22 protein-coding genes are annotated in these 25,134 nt (G+C 67.2%); 3 read left to right on the top strand and 19 right to left on the bottom strand.

Annotation, left to right across the window (positions count from 1 at the left end):
• Nucleotide 1: 1 nt before the first annotated feature.
• From dctP to P73_RS10415, 8 genes are all read right to left on the bottom strand, one after another.
• On the bottom strand, nucleotides 2–988 hold the full coding sequence (gene dctP, locus P73_RS10450) for a TRAP transporter substrate-binding protein DctP (protein WP_158401935.1): 987 nt from the start codon (nucleotides 986–988) through the stop codon (nucleotides 2–4).
• Between the two features lie 79 nt (nucleotides 989–1,067).
• Entirely contained in the window at nucleotides 1,068–2,078 is a 1,011-nt protein-coding gene (locus P73_RS10445) for an aldo/keto reductase (RefSeq protein ID WP_052453161.1), read from the bottom strand.
• Nucleotides 2,079–2,086: 8 nt separating this feature from the next.
• Entirely contained in the window at nucleotides 2,087–3,739 is a 1,653-nt protein-coding gene (locus P73_RS10440; protein ID WP_052453160.1) for a GMC family oxidoreductase, read from the bottom strand.
• Nucleotides 3,740–3,813: 74 nt separating this feature from the next.
• On the bottom strand, nucleotides 3,814–5,478 hold the full coding sequence (locus P73_RS10435) for a thiamine pyrophosphate-binding protein (protein ID WP_175474783.1): 1,665 nt from the start codon (nucleotides 5,476–5,478) through the stop codon (nucleotides 3,814–3,816).
• A gap of 58 nt (nucleotides 5,479–5,536) precedes the next feature.
• Nucleotides 5,537–6,517, bottom strand: a complete 981-nt coding sequence (locus P73_RS10430; protein WP_043869517.1) for a polysaccharide deacetylase family protein — start codon at nucleotides 6,515–6,517, stop codon at nucleotides 5,537–5,539.
• A gap of 134 nt (nucleotides 6,518–6,651) precedes the next feature.
• Nucleotides 6,652–7,554, bottom strand: a complete 903-nt coding sequence (locus P73_RS10425) for an MBL fold metallo-hydrolase (protein WP_043869516.1) — start codon at nucleotides 7,552–7,554, stop codon at nucleotides 6,652–6,654.
• A gap of 44 nt (nucleotides 7,555–7,598) precedes the next feature.
• A complete protein-coding gene (locus tag P73_RS10420; protein ID WP_043869515.1) occupies nucleotides 7,599–8,393 on the bottom strand; it encodes an MBL fold metallo-hydrolase in 795 nt (264 codons plus the stop codon).
• A 438-nt stretch (nucleotides 8,394–8,831) separates the two neighbouring features.
• Nucleotides 8,832–9,755 (bottom strand): amidohydrolase family protein, encoded by a 924-nt coding sequence (locus tag P73_RS10415; protein WP_052453159.1) that lies wholly within the window; start codon nucleotides 9,753–9,755, stop codon nucleotides 8,832–8,834.
• A gap of 250 nt (nucleotides 9,756–10,005) precedes the next feature.
• Here P73_RS10415 and P73_RS10410 point away from each other — a divergent pair, with 250 nt between their 5' ends.
• The gene (locus P73_RS10410) at nucleotides 10,006–11,700 is read left to right on the top strand and encodes a thiamine pyrophosphate-binding protein (protein ID WP_043869514.1); all 1,695 of its coding nucleotides are present in this window, start codon (nucleotides 10,006–10,008) and stop codon (nucleotides 11,698–11,700) included.
• A 27-nt stretch (nucleotides 11,701–11,727) separates the two neighbouring features.
• Nucleotides 11,728–12,132 (top strand): VOC family protein, encoded by a 405-nt coding sequence (locus P73_RS10405; RefSeq protein ID WP_043869513.1) that lies wholly within the window; start codon nucleotides 11,728–11,730, stop codon nucleotides 12,130–12,132.
• On the opposite strand, the gene P73_RS10400 is transcribed toward P73_RS10405, so the two are convergent.
• The 11 genes from P73_RS10400 to P73_RS10350 form a co-directional block, all read right to left on the bottom strand.
• A complete protein-coding gene (locus P73_RS10400) occupies nucleotides 12,129–13,076 on the bottom strand; it encodes a LysR family transcriptional regulator (protein WP_052453158.1) in 948 nt (315 codons plus the stop codon). The genes P73_RS10405 and P73_RS10400 overlap by 4 nt on opposite strands.
• Nucleotides 13,077–13,361: 285 nt before the next feature.
• Nucleotides 13,362–14,249 carry an SMP-30/gluconolactonase/LRE family protein gene (locus tag P73_RS10395; protein WP_043869512.1) on the bottom strand — a complete coding sequence of 296 codons (888 nt, stop codon included), beginning with the start codon at nucleotides 14,247–14,249 and terminating at the stop codon, nucleotides 13,362–13,364.
• Nucleotides 14,250–14,329: 80 nt separating this feature from the next.
• Nucleotides 14,330–15,148, bottom strand: coding sequence for a transporter substrate-binding domain-containing protein (locus P73_RS10390; protein WP_082033185.1), 819 nt, complete (start codon nucleotides 15,146–15,148; stop codon nucleotides 14,330–14,332).
• Nucleotides 15,149–15,169: 21 nt separating this feature from the next.
• Nucleotides 15,170–15,913, bottom strand: coding sequence for an amino acid ABC transporter ATP-binding protein (locus P73_RS10385; RefSeq protein WP_043869511.1), 744 nt, complete (start codon nucleotides 15,911–15,913; stop codon nucleotides 15,170–15,172).
• A complete protein-coding gene (locus P73_RS10380; protein ID WP_043869510.1) occupies nucleotides 15,910–16,581 on the bottom strand; it encodes an amino acid ABC transporter permease in 672 nt (223 codons plus the stop codon). Before P73_RS10380 ends, P73_RS10385 begins: the two co-directional genes overlap by 4 nt.
• A complete protein-coding gene (locus P73_RS10375) occupies nucleotides 16,578–17,258 on the bottom strand; it encodes an amino acid ABC transporter permease (RefSeq protein WP_043869509.1) in 681 nt (226 codons plus the stop codon). Before P73_RS10375 ends, P73_RS10380 begins: the two co-directional genes overlap by 4 nt.
• Before the next feature lie 243 nt (nucleotides 17,259–17,501).
• Entirely contained in the window at nucleotides 17,502–18,353 is an 852-nt protein-coding gene (locus P73_RS10370) for an SDR family NAD(P)-dependent oxidoreductase (RefSeq protein WP_043869508.1), read from the bottom strand.
• Between the two features lie 186 nt (nucleotides 18,354–18,539).
• Nucleotides 18,540–19,523, bottom strand: coding sequence for an aldo/keto reductase (locus P73_RS10365; RefSeq protein ID WP_043869507.1), 984 nt, complete (start codon nucleotides 19,521–19,523; stop codon nucleotides 18,540–18,542).
• A 49-nt stretch (nucleotides 19,524–19,572) separates the two neighbouring features.
• Nucleotides 19,573–20,859, bottom strand: a complete 1,287-nt coding sequence (locus P73_RS10360; RefSeq protein ID WP_043869506.1) for a TRAP transporter large permease — start codon at nucleotides 20,857–20,859, stop codon at nucleotides 19,573–19,575.
• A gap of 2 nt (nucleotides 20,860–20,861) precedes the next feature.
• Entirely contained in the window at nucleotides 20,862–21,365 is a 504-nt protein-coding gene (locus P73_RS10355; protein ID WP_043869505.1) for a TRAP transporter small permease, read from the bottom strand.
• Nucleotides 21,366–21,391: 26 nt separating this feature from the next.
• Complete coding sequence (locus P73_RS10350) at nucleotides 21,392–22,420, bottom strand: TRAP transporter substrate-binding protein (protein ID WP_043869504.1); 1,029 nt, start codon at nucleotides 22,418–22,420, stop codon at nucleotides 21,392–21,394.
• Nucleotides 22,421–23,335: 915 nt separating this feature from the next.
• Between P73_RS10350 and P73_RS10345 the strand changes: the two genes are divergently transcribed.
• Entirely contained in the window at nucleotides 23,336–25,096 is a 1,761-nt protein-coding gene (locus tag P73_RS10345; RefSeq protein WP_139267159.1) for an ABC transporter permease, read from the top strand.
• Nucleotides 25,097–25,134 lie beyond the last annotated feature (38 nt).

Genomic DNA, 25,134 nt, shown 5'->3' with positions numbered 1-25,134 from the left:
GTCAGTCCCCGATGCCGGAGCGGATTGCATCGTACATCGACCTGCCCGCCTCGCCGTGTTTGTCGACCCAGTTCGTCCACATCGGTTCGGCCACGCCGCTCGCCATCGCCATGTCCGGCTCCGAGACGTCGACGACGGAGAAATCGTCGCGGGCGCGGAACCGGTCGATCGCCTCGAAGTCGATCTTCAGGAATTCTTCCTCGATCCATTGCGCATTCGATGCCGCGAGCTCGGTCAGGGTCTCCTGCTGTTCGGGCGTCAGCCGCTCGTACACCGCCGTATTGATGATGAAATAGTTGTTGTTGTAGTTGACCGGCAGCAGCAGGGCCGACTTGAGCGGTCCGCCAAAGAACTCGCCGCCCAGCCCGGAGGTCAGCAGTCCGTCGACCACCCCGCGCTCCAGCGCCGCGCTCACTTCGGCAGGGGCCAGCACGATCGGCACGGCACCCAGGGATTTCACGAATTCCGCCTGTTCCGGGGAAGACACGCGCAGCTTCAGGTTTTCAAGATCGGCAAGCGAACCGACCTCCTCCGTCGACCAGATATATTGCGGCGGCGACAGGTACCCCGCGAGCACCGTGATGCCCTTTGCGGCATAGGCCTCCGAAACGGGATCGAGCGAAGCCTCGAGCGCGGCATCCATGTTCGCCACGTCGCCCACCACGAGCGGCAGGCGCAGCGCCGTGGCAATCGGCACGCTGCCCGAGAAGAACAGGTCTTCGGCCATCTGCACGATATTGGCCGCGACGGCGCTCGTCGCGTCGGCGGCGTTGATCGAGAGCGTGCCCGCGAGATGCAGCCGCACCTTTACATCGCCGCCGGTCTGTTCTCCGACCTCCTCGGCGAATTTCTGCAATCCGCGCACGGCGGGCAGCGTCGTGCCGGATTGCGTCGTATACATGTTGAGCGTTTCCGCCGTCGCGAAACCGCCCGCGAGCGCGACCGGAACCGCCAGAAGCGCAGCGCGCATGGCCTTTGTGAACGTCATTGTCTTCTCCTCCTCCGTGCCTTTGAGCGGGAACTTCGTCCCCGTCCCGAGTCCTCCGGGACCGCGGTGCCATTCGGGCTCAGCCGCGCCCGGACCCGAGATCGGCACGCTCCGCCGAGGGGCCGACCGTGTCCACCGGACGCGTCTGATAGGGCGCTTCGAGGGCCGCGATCTCCTCGGGCTCGAGACGGATCTCCAGCGCCGCGACCGCGTCCTCGACATGCGAGAGTTTCGTCGCCCCCATGATCGGGGCCGTCACGCCGCGGGACTGAAGAACCCAGGCCATCGCGACCTGCGAATAGGAGCACCCGCGCGCCGCGGCGATGCGTCCGACCTCCGCGACGATGGCGCGCTGGTTGCCGATGTCGCTGTCGTAGATCCGGTGCACATCGGTGCTGCTGCGGAAGGTCTCCTCGCCCCAGGGCCGGGCGAGCTTGCCGCCGGCAAGCGCCGACCAGGGCAGCACGCCGACGCCCTCGGCCTCGCAGAGCGGCAACATCTCGCGCTCTTCCTCGCGGTAGACGAGGCTGAGCTGGTTCTGCATGGAGATGAAGCGCGGCCAGCCGTGAAGATCGGCGGTATAGAGCGCCTTGGCGAACTGCCACGCGGCCATGGAAGAGGCACCGATATAGCGCACCTTCCCCGCCCGGATCACGTCGTTGAGCGCCTCGAGCGTCTCCTCGATGGGCGTGAAATCGTCCCAGCGGTGGATCTGGTAAAGGTCGAGATAGTCGACGTCGAGCCGCTTGAGCGTCGCGTCGAGCTGTTCGAAGATCGCCTTTCGGCCGAGCCCCGCGCCGTTCGGTCCCGGACGCACGCGCGAAAACAGCTTCGAGGCCAGCACGTATTCATCGCGCGGGCCCAGTTCCTTCAGCAGCTTGCCGGTCACGATCTCGCTCGTGCCCTCGGAATAGGAATTCGACGTGTCGAAGAAGTTGATCCCCGCATCCCAGGCCCTGCGCAGCAGCTCGCGCGCCCTGTCCTCCGGCACGATCCAGGGGCGCCGTTCGCTCGGCACGCCGATGGAGAGACAGCCGAAGGCCAGACGCGAGACCTCGAGCCCGGATTTTCCCACGCGCACATAGTCCATTGTCGACCTCACACCGTTGCAATCTTCGTATCGGGGCCGCCGGCCAGCCCGCGCCTCTCCGGCGCCCCGCCCCGCGCCGCCGCCTTGATCATGTCCGCGGCCTTTTCCGCGATCATGATCACCGGCCCGTTGGTGTTGCCGGAAACGAGCTTCGGCATGATCGAGGCATCGACCACACGAAGCCCCTCGACGCCGTGCACCCGCAACTGGTCGTCGACCACCGCCATCGCATCCTCGCCCATCCGGCAGGTGCCGGAGATGTGGAAGCTCGTCACCCCCGTCCGGCGGGCATAATCCAGAAGCTCGTCATCGCCCTGCACCGCCTCGCCGGGATTGATCTCATGCGCGCGATAGGGATCGAACAGAGGATTTCCGGCGATCCGCCGTGCGATCCTGAACCCTTCGACCACGACGCGCCGGTCTTCGGCATCGGCGAGGAAATTCGTGCGGATGCGCGGCGGCGCATGCGGATCGCCGCTCGCGACATGGATCGTGCCGGCGGAACGGGGCCGCTGGAGGCTGAACCCGATCTGCATCCCCGGTTCGGATTCCGGATCGCGGGTGCCGGGCCTGAAGGTCAGCGGACAGAAATAGAATTGCAGATCCGGCGCGACGAGATCCGGCCGCGTCTTGACGAACCCGAGGGCGAAGGCGATCGGCACCGACAGCACGCCCTGCCGGGTCAGCGCATAGCGCACCGCCTCCGCCATCAGCGGAAGCCCCCGCGCCTTGTCGTTGATCGTGACGCGCTGTTTCACGCGGAAGGGCACGTTCAGGGTGAAATGGTCCTGGAAATTGGCACCCACGCCCGGACGCGCCCTGAACACGTCGATCCCGGCGGCCGAGAGCACTTCGGGATCGCCGATCCCCGACAGTTCCAGGAGCTGCGGGCTCTGTGCCGCACCCGCCGCGAGGATCACCTCCGCGCGGGCGGAAATCTTCACCTCCTGCCCCGCCCTCTCGCACAGCGCGCCGACGCAGCGCGCGCCGTCGAACTCGAGCCGCAGCGCCAGCGTGTCGGTCAGCACCTCGAGATTGGGGCGGTTGCGCACCGGATGGAGATAGCCATGCGCCGCCGACCAGCGCTGCCCGCCCTTCTGGGTGACCTGGATATGGCCGAAACCTTCCTGCGCACCGGAATTGTAATCGGGGTTGAAGCGATAGCCCTCCGCCACCGCCGCATCGAGGAAGACCTGCGTCAGCGGTTCCCGGAAGGACACGCGCGAGATCTCGAGCGGTCCGCCGGTGCCGCGTTCCGGGTCCTCGCCGTAGCGATAGTTTTCGAGCTTCCTGAAATAGGGCAGCACATCCTCGTAGGACCATCCGCGATTGCCCATCTGCGCCCAGTTGTCGTAATCGCTCGGATCGCCGCGCACATAGAGCATGCCGTTGATCGAACTCGACCCGCCGAGCCCCTTGCCGCGAGCCATCGGGATCCGGCGGTTGTGCAGGTTCGGCTCGGGCTCGGATTCGAAGCCCCAGTTATACTTCTTGCCATAGAACACCTTCTTCATGCCCGCCGGCAGCTTGATCCAGGGGCTGGTGTCGCGCGGCCCGGCCTCCAGAAGCATCACCTTCGCCTCCGGATCCTCGCTGAGACGGTTTGCCAGAACGCAGCCCGCGGATCCGGCCCCGATGATCAGATAGTCGCAATCCAACATGTCTCTTCCCTACTGTACGAATTGCGGCCGGAGGGACGCCCGGCGCCTGTGCCGCGCCGGGGTCTGCGGCCGGATCAGACGATGCGCGGCGAGCCGGGGAAATCGTGCGGCGCCTCGGCCTCCTTGCTGATGCGGATGTCGACGAGCGCCGGGCCACCGGCGGCATAGGCGGCGCGCAGGGCGGGGACCAGATCCTCCTCCTCTGTGACCGTGGCGCCGTGCACCCCGAAGGAGCGCGCCATGGCGGCGAAATCGACGTCGTGGAAATCGACGATCTCGGGGATCTTCCGCCCGCCCCAGCGGTGTTTCAACAGATGGTCCTCCGAACCGAAGGCGCAGTTGTTCATGACCACGATCACCACCGGGATGTTCATCCGCACAGCCGTTTCCAGATCGCCGATGTGATAGAGCAGCCCGCCGTCGCCGGTCAGCGCGACGGTGCGGCGCTCCGGCGCGGCAAGGGCGGCTCCCATGGCGCCGGGCACGACCCAGCCGAGCGAGCCGGCGGAGCGGATGAAATTATGCCCCGCCGCGATGGGAAAGAGCGCGCCCGCCCAGGCCGCGATCGCGCCGGTGTCGGCGGCGAGGATGTCGTCCTCCGCCATCACCTCCCGCAGGGCGGCGATCACCGCGGCCGGGTGCATGCCGTCCGCGAGCGGTTTGCGGTTGTCCCGCTCGACCTCGCGCCAGGCGTCGATGCGCTCCGCCACGGCCTTCGCCCAGGCGTCGGGCCGCGGGATCCCGGCGTCGGCGGACCGCAGCTCGGTCAGCGTCTCGAGCGCCAGGCGCGCGTCCGCGAGGATGCTCATCCCGGTGTCGTAGTTGCGCCCGAAGACCTCCGGGTTGGTGTCGATCTGGAGGAGCGTCTTGCCGTCGAGCTTCACGGTCCAGCCGGCGGTGGCGAGCCCGCCGAGCCGGGTGCCGATGGCGAGCACCACGTCGGCATCCGCGAGGATCTCGTTGGAGACCTTGCGCGAATAGCGCCCGATGACCCCGACGGACAGCGGGTCGCGCTCGTCGATGGCGCCCTTTCCGCCCGTGGTGGTGGCGACCGGAATGCCGCTTGCCGCGGCGAAGGCGGCCATCGCCTCGAAGGCGCGCGAGCTTACCACGCCGTTGCCCGCGATGATCAGCGGGCGCTCGGCCTGCCCGAGCAGGGCGAGCGCCTCCGCCAGTTTTCCGCGATCCGGCACGATGCGCAGGGAGTTGAGCGCACCGGTGCCGGTCGCGCCGCCGATCCGGGTCTGCTGCGCGTCCTGCGGCAGGAGATCGGCGGGCACCTCGAGGTGGACAGGGCCCGGCACCGGGCCCGTCGCCGCGTTGACCGCGGCATGGACCATCTCGGCGGCCCGCTGCGGCACATGAAGCTCGCGGTTCCACCGGGTGACGGACTGGTACATCGGCAGGGTGTCGACGTCCTGATATTCGAACCGGTCGCGCGAGCGCCGGAAGATCGAGGAGGTCAGGGCGATGACCGGACTATGCGCCCAGAGCGCGTCCGGCATGCTGGCGGCGACATTGGCCGCCCCCGGACCGCGCTGGCCGTAGACGAAACCCGGCCGGCCGGCGACGCGGGCATAGCCGTCCGCCATATAGGCGGCGCTGGCCTCGCTTCGGCAATTGACGATCCTGATCCCCTCGTCCTGCAATGCGATCCAGAAATCGTGATCGCCCCCTGTCAGGCAGAAGTAATATTCCGTCCCGTAGCCGTGAATCGTCTTCGCGATAGCCTCTGCCACCGTTACCATTTCCATGTCTCCAAAAATAAGTGCTGTCCTGTGGGATGCCGCGCGGGCATCACTCGATCCGGTAGCGGAGCGCCTCGGCCTCGGCCTCTTCGCCGCCGGCGCCGGAGGACAGGCCGTACCATTTGTCCTGCGCCACGGCCTCCGGGAAGAAGGTGTCGAGGGTGAGATCGGGGAAGGTCTCGCGCATGTAGGCGGCGATCTCCTCGCGCGTGGTGATCCACACGTTCCCCTTCGACTTCACGTAGTCGATGGTCTCCTCGAGCGGCTTCGTGCGGAACCCGTGCGACAGCAGCGGGTGCGTGCCATAGGCGAGGAACTGCGGACGGCCGCGCTGTCCTTCGTCGTAGAGAACATCGAAGAAGTCGCGCCATTGCCGCAGCACCGCGTTGATGTCCTGATCCTGGAAGCCATAGGAATTGAAATCGCTGATCGCGTAGCTGTTCATGCCGACGAGCGAGCCGCCCGACTTGCGCTTGATGATGAAGGGCACGTCGCAGTTGCGGAACCCGCAGCAATAGCTCATCCCGAGTTTCTCGACGATGTCGAAGGTCTCGGGCGTGATCGAGCCGGCCGAGGCGCTGAATCCCTCGGGCGTGTAGCCGAGCACGGATTTCATGCACTCGTAGGTGCGGCGCAGGCTGTCTTCCTGCTCGGCGACGGTCTGCTCCCAGAGAAAGGAATGGTCCCAGCCCTGCACCAGGAATTCGTGGCCGTCCGCGATCGCCTGTTTCGACAGTTCGGGATAGAGCTCCACGTTCAGCCCGTCGACATACCAGCTCGTCTTCAGCTCATGGCGCGACCAGACGTCCAGAAGCCGCTGCACGCCGCCGGTTTCGGCATAGGCATGTTCGTAGATCGGCATCATCCAGCGGCCGTATTTCGCATCCGGCGCGACCACTTCTCCGGCGCGCTGGTTGTTCCGGGCGGTGCCGAGCGTCTTCGGCCAGGTTTCCCAGGAAACGTTGAAGACGACGGCGATATGTTCGCCATTGGGCCAGTGAAACCCATTTTCCCATTCGGCCAGTGCCATGAATGTACCCTCCCTGAAGTCGGTTCGTGCGTGGGGCCTCCGCGGCGGGGTATGGCGCCTTCTGCGAGGCGTGGTCCCGGCCGCGGCGGCGATCCGCGGGGCATCCGCGCGATGCGGGCGCCCCGCGTCGTGGCTCAGGCGATCTTCCGACCGCTTGCGATACCCTTGAAATCCTCGGTCACGCTCTCGCGCGGCTGGTTGCCGATCGCCTCGACCGCGGCGATCGCCTTGTCCCAGATCTGCCGGACGTTCTCCGCCCCCTCGATGGTCGGCCCGTAGGCGGGGCAGAGCCGGTCGCTCGGGAAATCGGTCATCACGCGGCGCAGGTCGGCCATGACGGGGGCGGGATTGATCCCGCGCAGCCAGTCGAATTTCCGCCCGTAATGGGCGACGATCTGATCCACGGTGATCTCCGCGACCTCCGCGCCGATGGAATAGGGCCCCTCCTGATCGGTCGGCAGGAAGCCGAGGAAATCCGAGGTGAACAGCGTCCGCGTCTTCGGCTCGTGCAGCCACTGGGTCGCCAGCACCCGGACCGAGGGCCGCACCACGTCGAGGCGCGTTCCGGCATAGTCGATGGACAGGCCGGGGCGCAGCCAGTTGAGCGCGACATCGGTAAAGGTGCGGGCCTGCACCTCCGCCGCCACCTCCTCGAGCACGTCGAAGAAGTCGATCGGGCTGATGTCGCCGCTGAAATGGACCTTCTTCACGTCATAGCGCTTCAGGATCCAGGGCAGGTTCATGATCGTGTCCATTTCGCGCCGGGTCATCGTGACCTCGAGCGCGCGCTTGCCGATCAGCGTGTCGAGCGCGTCGCGGATCGCGTCGGCATGGACGACGAGGCCGGTGTCGATCAGCAGCGCCTGGTCGTCGTTGCGCAGAAGGTAGCCCTGGACGGGGATCCGCCCCTCGAGCCCCCTGGGCAACCAGCTCAGGTTCTGGCCGGCGTCGATGGACCCGCCGATGGCATAGAGGCTGCCCTCGACGACGGGATGGACGGTGGTTGCGGACAGGTCCGCATTCATGGTGACATTCATGGGTAAATCTCGCTACTTGCTGGAAAGTCTTCGGAGCGGACGGATCAGGCGCCGGCCGGGGCGGCGATCTGTTCCACCGTCATGCCCTCTTTCACATGCGGCGTGAGAACCTCGGGATTGTCGATGATGCCGCCATGCGCCGGCGCGATGAGCCGGGGATCGAGCGTCTCGAGCAGGTAGTCGGCATCGCCGAAGGTGGTCTGCACATCCGTGAACCGCGTCCATTGCAGCGCCCGCTCGTTGAAGAACTGGATCATCCCGATCTCGGGCAGGGGAATTTCGCTGGTGAAATAGTCGGACTCGCCGGGATGGTGGTAATGCAGATAGGCAAAGGAGTCGGAGACGAAGAGAACCCGGTCCGTGTCCTCGAAGGCCCAGAGCGTATTCGGGATGTCGCGCCAGACCGCCGGCACGAAACAGATGCGGCGGTCGCCCAGGTCCACGTAGTCGCCCACCTCGGCGTGACGCATCCGGTCGGTCAGTTCGGGATAGTAGAGATGCCAGTCGCGCATGTCGCCGACGCAGAGCGCGTCGGGATAGAGCTCCATGAGCTGCGGCAGCAGGCCGGCATGGGGAAATTCCGAATGCGTCGGGAAGATATAGTCGAGCTTGCGATCGCCGAGCGTCTCCTTGAGCGCCTTGCTCACCTCCGGCCAGTGGCCGGGATGGCCGGTGTCGATCAGCATCGTCTTCTCGCTGCCGATCACAAGATAGATCGAGAAATGGCCGTAGACGGTCTCCCCCCTGTATTCGACCGGAAGGCATCCGCCCAGCCAGAGCAGATGGGGTGATACGACACGGGGCAGAGTCCCCGTGGGCTTGCTGGCAGCGATAGGCATGTTTTCTCCTCCTTAGCTGAAGTGCGCGACTCCGTGCGCTTCGCTGATGACAGTATTAATACGTAGACGTACCAATCTCAATCCAATTTTTTCCAAATCATTTTGTTTTTGTGATTCAGAAAGGCATTTTATGTCATTTTTCATACGTGTACGTACGATATAACACAGACAGGACGGCCCGCCCCGCCGGGGTGCCGGCAGGCCTGGGAACCGTCCGGAACAGTGCGCCGGCACCGTCTCCGACCCCGATGCGCGGAGAGCGGCGGCCCTGTCGGGATCCGGCCTCTCCGCCGCCTCGCGGGACGTTCCGGCAGCGGACCCTCCACGATTCCGCCGCCCCGCATTCACCATAGGGGGCCGGTCCGGGGGCGAACACGTCCAAATTTCGATATAAAAGGTTCCAGTTCTGGAACGACCCGCCGCCCCGCGTCCCCGACCTCACGCCTCGGGCCCGGCGAGATAGACCGCCGCCGCCGTCTCACCGAACAGCCGCGCGCGCGCGGCTTCGCCGAGCCCCGCCGTCACGATCCCGAACGCCTCCCAGAGATCGGCATAGGAGATCACGGCGCGGTCCACCGGGAAATTGCTCTCGAACATGCAGCGGCCGGCGCCGAACCGGTCGATGGTCTCGCGCAGGGCCGGCCCCCAGGCCTCCGCCATCTCCCCGGCCCCCACAGGCGTCGCGCGGGCTTCGAACCCGAAGCCGAACACGGGCATGCCGATACCGCCGAGCTTGACACGCAGCCCCGGCGCCTGCGCGAGCAGGTCCATCTCCCGCCGCCAGAGACCCAGCCCCGCCCCCTGCCCGATGTCCACCGGCCCGCCGAGGTGGTTGAGCACGACGGTCAGCTCGGGCACCCGCCCGACCAGCGCGCGGAGTTCGGGAAGCTGTTCGCTGTAGCACCAGACGTCGAGCGGCAGCCCGTGGCGCGCCAGAAGCCGCGCGCCGGCCACGAAATCCGGATCGGCCAGAAGCCCGCGGGGCGGGTCCATCCGCCGGTTGCGCAGCGCCTCGCGGGCATGCCAGGTCGAGATGTTGCGGATCCCCCTCAGCCCTCCCTCCGCGACATCCGCATGCGCCTGAAGCAGGTCCTCCGCCTGCGGATCGCGCAGGTCGACATAGCCGATCGTCCCGATCTCCGGCCCGCCCCGGCGGCGCGCCTCCGCGGCAAGCCGGGCGACGGCACGGGTCTCCGCGATGGCCCGGCGCGACGGGCTGCCCTGCCCGCCCTGCCAGCGAAAGCTGCATTCGACGAACAGCAGATGGGTGATCCCCGGCACGGTCGCGACATCCGCGAGCAGATCGTCCAGCAGATAGGCCTGCGCCCCCTCGATGAAATGAAAATGCGGATCGACGATCATGCCTTCCCCCTCCCCTCCTGTGCCGCGCGGCCCGGCGCGCCCTGCGCACGCCCCTCCGGCTGCGCGGATGGAGTCACGTTCCGCCGTGCAACGCAACCCGGCAGAGCGTTCCAGATTCGAGACGCAGCGATACGCGCGCGGACGGTGGCGACGGGCCGGATCGCCGCATAGGCTTGGATGGCCCCGGCCATATTCGCCGGCAGGCAGGATGCGCGGGACAACACGATCTTGGAGGACATTTGTGTCGAACTTGACCGGGGCTGAAATTCTGACGCGATCCCTGATCGCCAACGGCATCGACACGGTCTTCAACGTGCCGGGCTACGGGATTCATCCCCTGACCGATGCCGTCATGCGCCACGGGGATGCGCTGACCTACCGCACCGGACCGAGCGAGACCGCCGTCGGCCTGATGGCGGAAGGCCACGGCCGGATCACCGGGCGCCCGGCCTTCGTCAATGTCTATCACGCCTCCGGCACGGCGCTCGCGATGATGGGGCTGACGGTCGCCTGGGGCGACCGCACCCCGATGATCTTTTCGACCACGACGAGCGGCCGCGGCCATGCCCGGCGCGACCAATATGCCTCGGTTCCCGGCGACATCACGGAGGCGACGCGGCACTTCACCAAATGGAGCTGGGAAGTGCCGGCGGCGGCGCGCATTCCCGAGGCGATCGCGCGCGCGGTCCTGATCGCGACGACCCCGCCGATGGGGCCGGTGCATCTTGCCTTTCCGATGGATCTCTATACCGAGGCGCTGGACGATGACCTCATGGCGCAGGTGCCGATGGCGCGGCCGGACCGGCTCAATTCCTACGGGCGCGGCGGCGCGGATCCCGAGGGGATCGCCGCGGCGGCAAAGATGCTTGCCTCGGCACGACGTCCGCTCGTCGTCGCAGGCGGCGAACCGACCCAGCTCGGCGCCGCGGCGCAGGTGGCGCGGCTCGCCGAACGGCTCGAGGCGCCGGTGCTCGCGGAGCCGTTCACGGCCCGGCTCGGGATCTCCAACCGCCATCCGCTCTTCGCCGGCCGCTTTTCCCCGAAACATCCGCTTGTCGCGGCGGCGGATGTGATCCTCGTGCTCGGCGCGGAATTCACCGGCGGCAGCGCCGCACCGACGCTGCCGCCGCCGGAGGCACGGGTCATTCACCTCGCGACGAGCCCGCTCGATCTCGGCAAGCAGATCTGGTCGGACGTCGGCCTCATCGGCCATCCGGCGACGACGCTCGACGCGCTCCTCGCCGCCCTCGGGCCGGACACCGGGCAGGACAGGGATCCGGCCTGGCGCGCCACGGTCGAGGCGCAGCTCGCGCAGCATCGCACCCGCCTTGCCGCGGTGAAGGCCGGTGCCACGGCGGAAAGCCCGATCCCGATCCCCGCGCTGATCGGGGCCGTCGAACGCGCCTTTCCCGAAGCGACCGTGGTGGATCATTCGACGACCGCGACGGCCTATATGCTCGAACTGGCGGAGTTCGCCTGTCCCGACCGCTATTTCGGCATTTCCGCACGGGCCAGCGCCCAGGGGTGGGGTGTGCCGGCGGCGATCGGGATGCAGATGGCGCGGCCGGAAACGCGCGTCGTCGTGCTCGTCGGAGACGGCGGCTTCATGTTCACCGGAAACAGCCTCTACGCCGCGGCGATGTGGAACGCGCCCGTCGTCGTCATCGCGCTCTCGAACGGCGGCTGGCATGACGTCGCCTATGCGGCGGAGAAGAACCGCGGCTGGGACGATGCCACGCTGCGCGCCTTCGGATGGCGGCAGGAGACCACCCCCGACCTCGCCCGGCTCGCGGAGGCCTTCGGCATCCCCGCCTTCCGCGTGGCGACGCCCGACGCGCTCGCGGAGGCGCTCGCACAGGCCCGCGCGGCCCATGGCCCGGTCTTCATCGAGGCCGCCACGGATCCGGCGGCCGTTCAGTATTACCTCGACTATCTCGCCCGATAAGCTGTCACGACCGGAGGCACCCCCATCATGCCCGTCCTATCCTTCGACCACGTCCATATCGTGAGCCGGCACCCGGAACTGGCCGCCCGATGGTATCGCGACACGCTCGGCGGCGAGATCGTCGAGAGCAAGCACATGCTCGGCGCGCCGCAGATCTATGTGAAATTCGGCACCTCGATGATCGTGATCCGGGGGCAGCGCCCGAACGAGATGGACCTCTCCGAACGGCGCTCCCACGGCATCGTCGACCATTTCGCCTTTCGCGTCGACCGCGATTTCGAGGGGTTCTGCGCCCGGCTGATGGCCCATGGCGTGGATTTCACCATGCAGCCCTGCGCGCTGGACGAAAGCACCTCCGTCGCCTTCATCACCGCCCCCGACGGGATCAGCATCGAACTGATGCACCGCGCGGTGGCGCCGCAGCCGGGCTAGGGCATGCCGCGAAATTCGACCTTTCCGGTCTCCTCCGAGATGTTGCCCATCTCCACCGGCACTTCCGTCGCGAGGAAGTCGACGAAGATGCGCAGGCGCGGCAGGAGATTGCGCCGGCTCGGCCAGAGCGCATAGAGCCGGACCGCGCGCTCCATCGTCCAGTCGGGAAGCACCGGCACGAGTTCGCCCTTCGCCACGGCATCGCGGCAGGTTGAATCGGGCAGCATCGCGATGCCGAGCCCCTGGATCGCTGCGTCGCGCCGGATGATCGCGTCGTTGAGATCGAGATGGGCGCGGATCTCCACCCGTTCGACCTCCCCCTCGCGGTCGAAGGCCATCACCCGGCTTTCCGCGCCGTTCAGGTAGTCGAGCAGGTTATGGTCGGTGAGATCCGCGGGGCGCGTGATGGGCGCATGGCGGGCAAGATAGCCGGGACTGGCATAGGGCGCGTAGAAGGATTCGCCCAGCAGCCGCGAGATCAGCGAGGAATCCTCGAGCGGGCTCGCGCGGATCACCATGTCGAACCCCTCCTCGATCGGGTGGATCGTCTGGTCGGTGATCTTGATGTTGACCCGCAGCTCCGGATGCGCCGCCATGAACCGCGGCAGGATCGGCGCGAGCACGAAGCGGCCGAAGACCAGCGGGACGGCGACCCGCAGAACCCCCGACACGGTGCCCTTCATGCTCTCGACGGCGGCCTCCGCCTCGGAGATCTCCAGCGCGACCTGCTGGCAATGGACGAGGAACCTCTCCCCGATCTCGGTCAGGGACAGGTGGCGGGAGGACCGCTCGATCAGCCTCACGCCGAGCGCGTCCTCAAGCCGGCTGACGGAGCGGCTGACCGACGCCTTGGGCCGGTTGAGCGCGCGGGCCGCGGCGCTGATGCTGCGGCATTCGGCGACCTTCGCAAACATGATCATGTCGCCGGGATTGTAGGTTGACATCGGGACGCAAACGCCTCCGCGGGAAGGGTTCTACAGGATCTCCGTGGTACAGAGCCGGGTGCGGAAAAACAAGGGGCAGAGGGAACACGAAAGGACACAGGATGGTGCGGCGGCCCGGCGGTCCGGAGGGAGCCCACGGTTTCGACCTGTTTCGGAGGCAAGCACCCACACCCTGGGGACCGGTTCCGGCCGCGTCGCAAACCGCCGGCCCACGCGAACGGGTCGGCGCGCGGGAGGCCCCCGCAGGCGCCCGACGCGCAGGGAAAGCCGCGCCACCCGGTCCGCTCAGCCCGGCGCCGGCACCTCGCAGACCAGGACGTCGCCGAAGGCGCTGGTCATGAACAGCGTCCGCCCGTCCGGCGCGAAGGCGCAATTGGTGATCACCGCGCCCTCCGGCCCGAGGATGCGCAGGCAGGGACGTCCGTCCGGCGCCACGACCCAGACGCATTGATGCCCCGGACTGCACATATAGAGCCGGTCGAACCCGTCCATCGTCAGGCCGTCCGGCCCGGTCCGCCCGCCCGGAAGGCGGCAGAAGCACTGGGCCTTGGTGATCTCCGCGCCATCCTTCAGCGCGAACATCCAGATCTCGCAGGATCGCGTCATCGCCACGAACAGCATCCTCTGGGCGCGGTCGAGCACCAGCCCGTTGGGGCTCGGCGCGTTGGAGAGCAGCCGGTCGATCCGCCCCTCGGGTGTCCTGCGGAACACCCTGCCCGTCGGATCGTGCAGGCCGGTCTGGCCCTGGTCGGTGAACAGGATGGAGCCGTCCTCGTGCAGCGTCAGGTCGTTGAGCCCCTTGAACGGTTCCGAATAGAGCCCCGTGAGCACATCCTCGACCCTGCCCGCGGCGGCGTCCAGCCGCACGAGGCCGCGCTTGTGATCGGCGATCATGAACTCCGACCCGCCGAGGAACTTCATGCCGTTCGGCAGGCCGTCATAGGCCACGACCAGATCCCAGCGGTCCGCTTCCACGGCGATCACCTCGCCATGGGGGATATTGACGAGGTGGAGCCGTCCGGCCTCGTCGAAACACGGCCCCTCGAGGAAGCACTCCGCGCTGCCGCCGGGAAAATTCGCCCGCGTCCAGTCGTTCGACACCTGCCGCCGCAGCCCGGCGGGCATCCTCGTCCAGACCTTCGCGCTCACCTCGGGGGGCGGTGAAAACCACATGTGCCGTCTCCTCTCTCTGCTCGCCCCGTCCTGCGGGGTCCTGTCCGCCCGTCACCGGGGTCCGCGGCCCGGATGCCGGCTCACGCCTGCTCGCGAATGCGCTCGGGCAGATCGACAAGGTGATATTTCTTGTAGATCTCGTTCAGACGGCCGTTCTGGATGTTTTCCAGGATCCAGGCGTCGATCCGGTCCTTCAGCGCGGTTTCGCCCTTCCGGATCCCCATGCCGATGTCATAGCTCGCATCCTCGAACTTGGTCTCGAAATTCTCGTTCCGGCGGTTGATCTCGTTGAGGATGTTGCGCGAGGTCGAGACCAGCGTCGCCTGGCCGCTCACCGCCGCGGTGATCAGGGTCGCGTCGTCCTCGTAGCGCTGGACGGTCAGGTCGTAATCCTTGCTCGACCCGGTCATCAGCGTGTCGGAGACCCCGGCCCGCGTCACGGCGACGGTCTTGCCCCGCATGTCCTCGAGCCCCGAGATCTCCGCGTCCTTCAGCGCCCCGACCACGGAGCCGATGGCCGAATAGGGCCGCGAGAAGTCGATGACCTTCGCCCGCTCGGGGGTGATCGACATGGCGGAGATGATGACATCCGCCCGGTTCGTCTGAAGGTTGGGCACCCGCGTGGCGTTCACCGTGGGGATCGTTTCGAGGTCGACGCCGAGATCCGCGGCCAGCGCCTGCGCCACCTCGATATCGGACCCGTAGGCCTCCATCGACTCGTTGAGCATGCCGAAGGGCGGGTTGGCGGTGTCAGAGCCGATCCGGATCTTGCCCGCCGCCAGGATGTCCTCGAGCTGGTCCGCGGCCGCGGGGGCGATCCCCGCCGACAGGAGCAGTCCGGCCCCGCCGACGAGTTCGAGCGCGGTCCTGCGCGTGACGCCTTTGCCGATGCGTTTCATGTGTCTCCTCCCTTTTCTGGTCTAGAGTTCGCTTGAGATGAACTGTTGAAGCTGCGGCGTCTGCGGCCGGTCGAGGATCGAGGCCGGGCCGGCCTCGCAGACCTCGCCCTGGTGCATGAAGACGATCTGGTCGGAGAGGTTGCGCGCAAAGCGCATCTCGTGGGTCACCATGATCATCGTCATGCCCGCCTCCGCGAGCCGTTCGATCACCCGCAGGACCTCCCCCGTCAGCTCGGGATCGAGCGCCGAGGTCACCTCGTCGAACAGGATCACCTTGGGCTCCATCGCCAGCGAACGGGCGATCGCCACCCGCTGCTGCTGGCCGCCGGAGAGCTGTTCGGGATAGTCGTGGATCTTTTCGCTCAGCCCGACGCGGGCGAGCACCTCCGCGGCCAGTTCCCGTGCCTGCCTGCGCGGGATCTTCCGCGCCACGACGGGCGCGAGGCAGATGTTCTCCTCCACCGTCAGATGCGGAAAGAGGTTGTAGCTCTGGAACACCATGCTGACGTCGAGCCGCAGCTTGCGCACGTTCAGGTCCGGGGAATGCACCGCCCGGTCGCAGACAAAGATCTCGCCCGAGCTGACGCCCTCGAGCCGGTTGATGCAGCGCAGCGCGGTGCTCTTGCCCGAGCCGCTGCGCCCGAGAAGGGCGGTGACGGTCCCGCGCGGCACGTCGAAGCTGATGCCGCGCAGCACCTCGAGCGCCCCGAAGCTCTTGCGGAGATCCCGGACGGAGACAATGGGGTGAGGGGAATGCTGGGTCATGCCGTCATCATCTTTCTTCTGGAGTATCCGACGCGGGTCTCGAGCCGCCTGCTCAGGACCGACAGCGGGTAGCACATCAGGAAATACAGCCCCGCGATGATCAGGTAGATCAGGAAGGGCTGGAACAGGGTGTTGTTGAGGATCTGCCCCGCCCGCGCGAGTTCGACAAAGCCGACCACGGAGGCGAGCGAGGTGTTCTTCACGAGCTGGACGAGGAAGCCGACCGTGGGCGGCGTCGCGATCTTGACTGCCTGCGGGAGGATCGCGTAGCGCATGCGCTGCGCCCGCGTCAGCGCGAGACATTCGGCCGCCTCCCACTGGGCGCGCGGCACCGCCTGGATGCAGCCGCGCCAGATCTCGCCGAGATAGGCGCCGACCCAGACGATGAGCGCGGCGCTCGCCGCCCCCAGCGCACTGACATCCCAGCCGAGCCCCGGCAGGCCGAAGAAGATCAGGAATATGAGGACGAGCAGGGGCGTGCCCTGGATGAGCTGGACATAGAGCAGCGCGAGCACCCGCACGATCCGCAGCGGCGAGATCCGCGAAAGGGCGACGACGAAGCCGATGAGCCCCCCGCCCGCCATGGCGATGGCCGACAGGGCGAGCGTCCAGGTGGCGCCCCAGAGGAGAAACTGGACGTGAGCGGAACTGAGTATCATGTTGGTCATATCGGAGTTCTGAGGCGGCGGCGGCGGGGAAAGATCACGAGCCCGAGCAGCCAGAAGGTGAGGCGCATGAGGAAGGACAGCGCGAGGTAGATCGCGGCGAGCACCGTGTAGGATTCGAAGGCGCGGAAGGTCGCGGACTGCACGTAATTCGTGACCGCCGTCACCTCTTCCGCCGAGATCTGCGAAGCCACGGAGGAGCCGAGCATCAGCAGCACGAACTGGCTGGTGAGCGCCGGATAGACCCGTTCGATCGCGGGCAGAAGCATGACGTGCCAGTAGATCTGGACCTTCGACAGGCTGAGGCTCTCGCCCGCCTCGATCTGGCCCTGGGGGATCGAGCCGAAGCCCGCCCGCATGATTTCGGCGCTGTAGGCCCCGACGTTGATCGCGAGCGCCGCCGCGGCGACGGTGAAGGCCGAGAGCGACAGGCCGAGGCTCGCGAGGCCGAAATAGACCACGAAGATCTGGATCAGGAAGGGCGTGTTGCGGATGCTCTCCACATAGATCGCGCAGAGGCGCGACAGCCAGCGCACATTGCTGCGGCGCGCGATCGCGCAGAGGGTGCCGAAGACGAAGCCGGTGACGATCGAGAGCGCCGCCAACTGGATCGTCATCAGCGCCCCGTCCCAAAGCTGCTGCCAGTAGGGCAGCAGAGCCGAGTAGTCGAGTTGGAACATTCGCCCCCCTTCATGTTTTCGCTGAGAAGACCGTCCGGTGCGACCCGTCTGGGGGAGCGCCTGTGCCTCTAGCTCCCGCACCTCCTCCGCAGGGCACGGACCGGTCTGTCCGTGGCTGTTTCTAGCAGCCGGTTTCGGCGCGCGGATAGGATGATTAACGCGTCGGTATGTTTCAGATCTGGAACGTCCGACGCCGCCTTCCCCCGTCTCGCGCGCGCCCCGGTGCCGCGATCCCGGCCCCGCTCAGTGGAAAAGCTGGCCGCCGTTGACGTTATAGGCCTGCCCGGTGATGAACCCCGCCTGCGGACCGGCAAGGAATCCCACGAGCCCCGCGATATCCTCGGATTCCGCGATCCGTCCCATCGGAACCTGCGCCGCCGCCGCCTCGACCGCACGCGAGCGGATCATCTCCAGCGGGACGCCTTCGGCCTCCGCTCGCGCCTGCTCGGCATAGCTCAGCCGGTCCGTGTTCACCGAACCGGGACAGACCGCGTTCACCGTGATCCGGTGTTCGGCGAGATCCAGCGCGGCCCCCTGGGTCAGCCCGATCAGCCCGAATTTCGAGGCGGCATAGGCCACGGCGAACCGCCGCGCCTGCTTGGACAGGTCGGAGCCGATGTTGATGATCCGCCCGCCCTCGCCCTTCTCGATCATGATCCGGGCGGCATATTTCGTCAGCAGGAAGGGGGCGGTCGTGTTGATCTTCAGGAACCTTTCCCAGACCTCGGCGTCGAGATCGGCCACCGAGACCTGGTCCCGGCCGATGATCGCGCGGGCGTTGTTCACGAGGATGTCGATCCTGCCGAATTCGTTGGCGACGGATCCGACCAGCACCTCGATCTGCTCGCGCTCCGTCAGGTCGCACTGGAAACAGGCGGCACGCCCGCCTTCCCGACGGATTTCCGCGGCGACGCTCTCGATGCCTTTCCACCCGGCCGCCATCTCGAGCGGCGGCGCGACGGTATGGTCGCGGGCCACATCGGTCAGCGCGACCGCGGCGCCCTGCCGGCTCAGTTCGAGCGCGATGGCCCGCCCGACGCCCTTCATCCCGCCCGCCCCCGTGATCAGCGCGACTTTTCCCTCAAGCGGTGCCATGCGCCACCCTCCTTTCTCAGTCTTTCCTGTTGTTCATCCGGCTTGTTCATCCGGCGTTCCTGCCCGCAGGGCCGGAGGCGCCGGGCCGGCCGGCGCGCAGCAGTCTAGGCGGGCGCCATCTCTCCCGACAGAGATCCAAAGGGCGCGACAGCGTTCCACCCGCGGAACGATGCCCGGCACCCCGCCTCAGGCCACCGCCATCTCGCGGGCGAAGGCCAGCGCCGCGGGATCGGGCGTCAGCGCCCTGCCTTCCGCCAGCCCGGCCAATTCCTCCGCGCTGCGGCAACCGACCATCACCCGTTCGGCCGGCGCCACCTCGAGCGAGGCGGCCACGGTGAGCGCGGCGAGATCCGCGACGGCGCAGCCCTGCAAGGCCGCGAACCGCGCCGCATGGTCCACCGCCCTCCCGAAGGTGTCACCGAGAAACAGCGCGGCGCCCGTCGTGCCGGGGTCGCGCCCGCTGCGCGCGATCCCGCGCCAGTCGTCCGCCTCGAAGACCGTGTCCCGGCGCACGGAGCCCGCGAGGATCCCGAAGGCGAGCGTGCCGAACACCATCCGTTCGACGCCCTGTTCCCCCGCAAGCCGCAGGATGGCGTCGCGCCGGCTGTCCAGAAGCGACCAGGGATACTGGATCACATCGACCATCCCCGCCTTGACCAGCTCCGCCGCGATACCGTCGTCGAGATTGGAAAACCCGATCTTCGCGGCCAGCCCCGCCTCGCGGCAGGCGATCAGCCCCTCGATCGAGGCGCGGACCGGCACCTGCGGGTCCGGGTGGTGCAGCAACAGGCGGTCGACCCGGTCGACCTGAAGCCGCTCGAGGCTGGCCTCGGCCTGGCGCAGGAGCGACTCGGGCGTGGCGCTGCGGACGACCCGCGCCCCCGCGCCCTCCTCCTGCACCATTCCGACCTTCGTGCAGATCGAGAAGGACAGGCCGAGCTCCCGCATCCAGCGCCCGAGAAGCCGTTCGCTTTCGCCATGGCCATAGACCGCGGCCGTGTCGACATCCGTGATCCCCGCCGCGGCGGCGGCCCGGAGCAGGGCCGGAAACCCCTCCGGGTTCTTTCCGCCGTAGCCGTCGGTGACGATCGTGCCGAGGCCGAGCGTGAGCCCCCGCCTCTGCTGTTGGCGCGCCGCGTCGGCGGCGGCGGTCGTGACAGGATTGTCCATGTCTTCCCTCCCTCTGTTCCCGGACAGGCTCGGCCCAGCGCCGCGCCCGTCACATCATCCGCGCCGGCAGCCACAGGGCGATGCCGGGAAAGGCGATCAGCAGGCCGACGAAAAGCAGCATGATCACGATGTAGGGCAGCACGCCCACCGCAGCGTCCGACAGCTTCGTGTTGCGCGGGTCGATGCCCTGGATGACGAAGAGGTTCATCCCCACGGGCGGCGAGTTGAGACCGACCTGCAACATGATGATCAGCACCACGCCGAACCAGATCCCGCTGTATCCCAGATTGGTGACGATCGGGTAGACGAGCGGCAGCGTCATCACCATGGTCGACAATTCGTCCATGAAGGCGCCGAGGATGAAATAGATCACCAGAATGGTGAGCAGGATGGTGAGGCCCGGAAGCTCGAGACCCTCCACCCATCCGACGATCTCGTAGGTGAACCCCCAGCTGAACACGGCGAAAGAGAAGATCTGCGCGCAGACGACGATGAACAGCAGCATCGCGCTCGCCCGCACCGCCGAGATCACGGCGTCGCGGTAGAGCGGCCAGAGCCGCTTTCGGTTGATCACGGGGAAGATCGCGGTCAGCAGCACGCCCAGGGCGGCAAGTTCCACCGGCGTCGCCCAGCCGAAATAGAGCCCGCAGAAGATGATCGCGATGATCCCCATGATCGGCAGGATGTTGACCGCCGCCCCGACGCGTTCCCGCCGGATCTCCGCGCCCTCGCCGCGCGCAGGCGGGGTGATGAGCGCGGAGACGAGGATATAGACCATCATCAGCAGCGTCAGCAGGAAGCCCGGCACGATGGCGGCGACCATGAGCCGCCCGAGCGATTCATCGACCAGCGCGGCATAGATCACCAGCGCGATCGACGGCGGGATCAGGATCCCGAGCGATCCGCCGGCCGCCAGCGTTCCGAGCAGCGGGCGTTCGGCATAGCCCAGCGCGCGCAGGTTCGGCAGCGCGGCGCGTCCGATACAGGCCGCGGTGGCGACGCTCGAGCCGCTGATCGCCGCGAAGAGCGCGCTGGCGGTGATATTGGCGTGCAGGAGCCCGCCCGGCACGCGGCGCAGCATGACCGCGAGCGCGTTGTAGAACCGTTCGGCGCTGCCCGAACGCTGGAAGATCTCGCCCATGAGCAGGAACAGCGGAATGCTGATGAGCGTGTAGCTCCCGGCGATGTTCCACACCGCCCGCGCCGCACCGCGCAGCAGGTTCGGATCGAGCGCGACGATCCACGCCAGCCCGACACCGCCGAGCACGAGCGCGATCGGGAAGCCGAGCAGCAGCGGGAACAGCACGCTGCACGAAAGAAGGAGAAAATTCGACATGGTCACCTTTCCCAGACATCGAAACTGTCGCCGCGCCGCACCGCGCCGAGACTCCGCGCCGCCATGAGAAGCTCGGCCACCGTCGCCAGCACCAGCCCCGCCACCATGCCGGCCTGCGGATAGACGAGCGGGATGCGGAGCATGTCCGCGCTCCGGCTGTTTTCCGCCGCAGAGGCCAGGAACAGCCCCGCCGCCAGCCAGGTCAGGACGGCGAGGAACAGGGCGAAGAGGACGTGGCTCGCCGCATAGCAGAGCGTCCGCCACCGCACCGGAAACAGGTCGGTGAGAAAGGTCGCCCGGATATGGAGCTGGTTGTTCGACACCTGCGCCAGCCCGAAGAAGAGCAGCCAGGCCATCAGGAAGCCGCCGGCATCGTCGACGCCGAGGAACTGGAGATTGAACGGCCTCAGGATGAACCCCGAGGCCGTCGCCAGCAGAATGAGCACGCAGCAGACGGCGGAGACGCCTTCCGACAGCCTGGAGAGCTGGGTGATGAGACGGCTCATCGGTCGCACAGACATGCCGGAGACCATCACTCGCCGAGCGCCCCGAGGGCCGCGTCGAGCAGCGCCTGCCCCTCGTCCCCCGCGCTCCGGACCCATGCCGGCCAGATCTTCGTCTGAGCGATCTCGCGCAACCTGGCGTAGTCTTCATCCGTGGCCTCGACCACGGTGAAATCCTCTTCCTCCAGCCGCGCGAGGGTGGAGGTGTCGGTTTCCCACATCACCCGCCGCAGATCCTCGCCCAGCACCTCCATCTCCTCCTCGAGGATGGTGCGCTGATCCTCCGGCAGCGAGTCGAGCATGTCCTCGCGAATGAGCAGGAAGGACGCCGGAAGCGACATGTTGGCGACATAGACGGAGTTGAGGACTTCGTTCCATTTCGACTGGATGATGTTGGGCGAGCCGGTCAGCACGCCCGACATCACGTTGCGCTGGAGCGCCTCGTAGACCTCGGGCGAGGTCATGGTGACGGGCGATGCGCCGACCTCCTCGAGCAGGATGCCGTATTCCGCATTGATCGTGCGGATCTTCTGCCCCCGGATCGAGAACATGTCCTCGAGATCCTCATCCGCCACCCAGAGGTTCATCGGCGGATAGTAATGCCGCGCCAGCGCCACCGCGCCATTGGCCGAAACGATGTCGTCGACCGCGGTGCGGTAGGCCTCGCTGTCCCAGACGGCGTTCATCTTCTCCAGCGATTCCTGCGCATCCGACATCGAGGGGATGAGGAAGGGCAGCTCGCTCGCGCCGATCGCCGGATAGGTCGCCGAGGTCAGCGCCGGGCTCCATTCCACCATCTGCGTGAGCCCGTCCTTCATGAGGTTCAGCGCCTCGGTATGCTTGTAGGGCGTTTCCCCGAAGAACACGTAGCGGATATTCAGTTCGCCATCGGTCTTCTCGCGGATCCGCTCGAATCCGGCGGCCATCGCCTGACCATAGGCATTGCCGCGCGGCATGTTGCCGAAGAAGGTCCAGTTGGATTTCGCTTCGGCGGCGCCGAAGCCGAGTGCGATAACCGCGCCGGTCAGGCCGGCGACGGCGCGAGGCCAGAGTTTCATGCTGTGTTTCCTCCCGATTTTGACATTCGTTGCGGTCCTGAGACCTTGGCCGGCGGCGCAGGGCTCTCCCGGACGACCCGGTCCAGGACGCGATGCCGGCCCGCCCTTGCCGTCCGCGCCTCCCGTCGCGGACGCTTTCCCCGCTCCGGACCGGCCGCCGGCGGGGACCGCCACCGCTTACCTTACTCAGGCCGCTCAGGCCGGAAAACTTCCCTCTGGTGAAAGGAAACGTTTCGATATTGGAACGATCGTCGCCTGGCGCAAGGGCGCGTCCGGCAGCACCGGCGCGGTGCCGCCGGCGGGGCCGTTCCAATATCGAAACAAAGTTTGTCTAAATTAAAACGTGTACGTCCTATAATGGGGCCACTATCCTGTCTGACAGGAAACGCGGCGAGAGGAGCCGTGTTCTGCGGGGCCGGCATCGGGGATGCGACACGGGAGGGTCATGCGCCACAGCGCGCAGCGGAACCGCGACGACAACGAAAATATGGGAGGAAGCTCAATGGAAACAGGTTCCGAACGGCCGACGGGGTGTCGCGCACGACGCGACGCACCTGCCGCCTGCGCAGCGCCGGCTCCGGCCGCCCGCGCGTATCTCAGACCTCCGGGGTGATCACACGAATCGGTCTTCCGTATCGCGGGCCCGCGATATGGCGGCCAAGGCGGCCCTCCCCGTCCCGACCCCCGTGCAGAGGCGTGGCGGCGACCCCGGCACCGCGACCGGATCCGCCCGGCCGGTGATCTCCGGCCCGGACCGGCACGCCCCCGACATTCCATGCCCGGCGCCGCCCCGACCGGCGGCAGGGCGATATCCGCGACGACCGACACAGCCAGAGAGCCTGCGGGCGTCGCGGCAGCAACGACAAGCAATCCGGCCCCGACGGTGTCGCGCGGCTGAATCGGAAGGTGAAACCCGTGCAGAGTGAACAGACCCTGACCAAACCCGACATGACGACACGCAGCTCCGACCCCGCCGGAAGGCTGCTCGGCACGCTGGGCAGGATACGCCCGATCCCGCTCGTGCTTTTCGTGATCCTGCTGCTGCTCACGGCCCTGCCGCTCGCCAGCGTCATCCTCGCGAGCTTCCGGCCCCTCGGGCTTCCGCTGAGCGACGGATGGACGCTCGATCATTTCAGCAGCATCTGGTCGGACGCCTATACCTACCGGCTGATCGGCAACACCTTCGTCTTCGCCGGATGCAGCACCGCGCTCGCCCTCGTCATCGCCGGCGCTCTGGCCTGGCTGATCGAGCGCACCGACCTGCCGGGGCGCGGCTTCTTCATGGCGGTGATCGTCATGCCCATGGCGACCCCGCCCATCCTGCTCGCGATCGGCTGGGTGCTGCTGATGAGCCCCGCCATCGGCGCGATCCCGAAGGTCCTCGACCTGCTCACCGGTGGGCTCATGCCGGAAATCCCGATGTACAGCCTCGGCGGCATGATCTGGGTGCAGTCGCTCGCCATGGTGCCGACCTCCTTCCTCATCCTCGCGCCCGCGATGCGCAACATGGATCCGAGCTTCGAGGAAGCCGCCTTCATGTCGGGCGCGAGCTTCTGGCAGACCCTGCGCCGCGTCTCCCTGCCCTTCCTGACGCCGCCGATCCTGTCGCTCGTCACCCTGCTCTTCATCGTCTGCATGCTGAGCTTCGACGTCCCGGCGGTCATCGGCATGCCGGGCAATGTCGCGGTGATGAGTTCCGAGATCTACAACCTCATGCACCCGAGCACCGGCCTGCCGGACTACGGCAAGACCGCGGCGCTCAACAGCTCGCTGCTCGTGCTGCTGGTCGCGGCGCTCTGGCTCTACTACCGCAGCACGAAACAGACCGAACGCTTCCGGACGATCAGCGGCAAGGGCTACAAGGCGACGCGCTTCTCGCTGGGCCGGTTCCGCTGGCTCGCCATCGGCGGCGTCTCGCTCTATTTCGTGCTTGCCGCCCTGCTGCCGTTCCTCGCGCTGCTCTGGGTCAGCCTCGCCCCCTATTATTCCGGCTTCAGCCTCGACCTCGTCCCGCAACTGTCGTTCAACTCGATGATCGGCACCTTCACCCGCGACCGGGTCTGGACCAGCACCGTGAATTCGGTGGTGGTGGCCACGACCTGCGCCGTGGGGCTGTCGGTCCTCTCGCTGCTGCTCGGCTGGACCATCGTCCGGTCCCGCTCGCGCCTCAGCCGGGCGCTCGACATCATGTCCATGGTGCCGATCGCGATCCCCCACCTGATGATGGGCGTGGCGCTCATCTTCATCTTCTTCAGCTTCCGCTTCCTGCCGCTCTACGGCACGATCTGGATCATCGCGCTCGGCCAGCTGATCATCTACCTGCCGGTCGGGTCGCGGATGATGCAGGCCGCGGTGATCCAGCTCCACAGCGAGCTCGAGGAGGCGGGCGAGATGTCCGGCGCGAGCAACTTCCAGATCATCCGGCGCATCCTCGTCCCGCTCGTGCGCGGCACGCTCGTCGGCCTCTTCATCTGGATCTTCGTCCATTCGTTCCGGGAATTCTCCGTGGCCGCCATGCTGCAATCGGGACGCAACGACGTGCTCTCCACCGTACTCTACAGCTACTGGGAAAGCGGCCAGCCGGACGCCGCGGCCTCCATCGCCGTGGTGATGATGGTCGTGCTCTGCCTCAGCGTCGTCCTCGGCCGCATGCTCGGCGCGAGCGAGGGCCGGTGAGCCCGCATTCCGAAAAAATAAGCCAGAAAGGTAACGCA

This window comes from Celeribacter indicus, from assembly GCF_000819565.1.
GTDB lineage: Bacteria > Pseudomonadota > Alphaproteobacteria > Rhodobacterales > Rhodobacteraceae > Celeribacter > Celeribacter indicus.
This window is presented reverse-complemented; position numbering and strand designations above follow the sequence as displayed.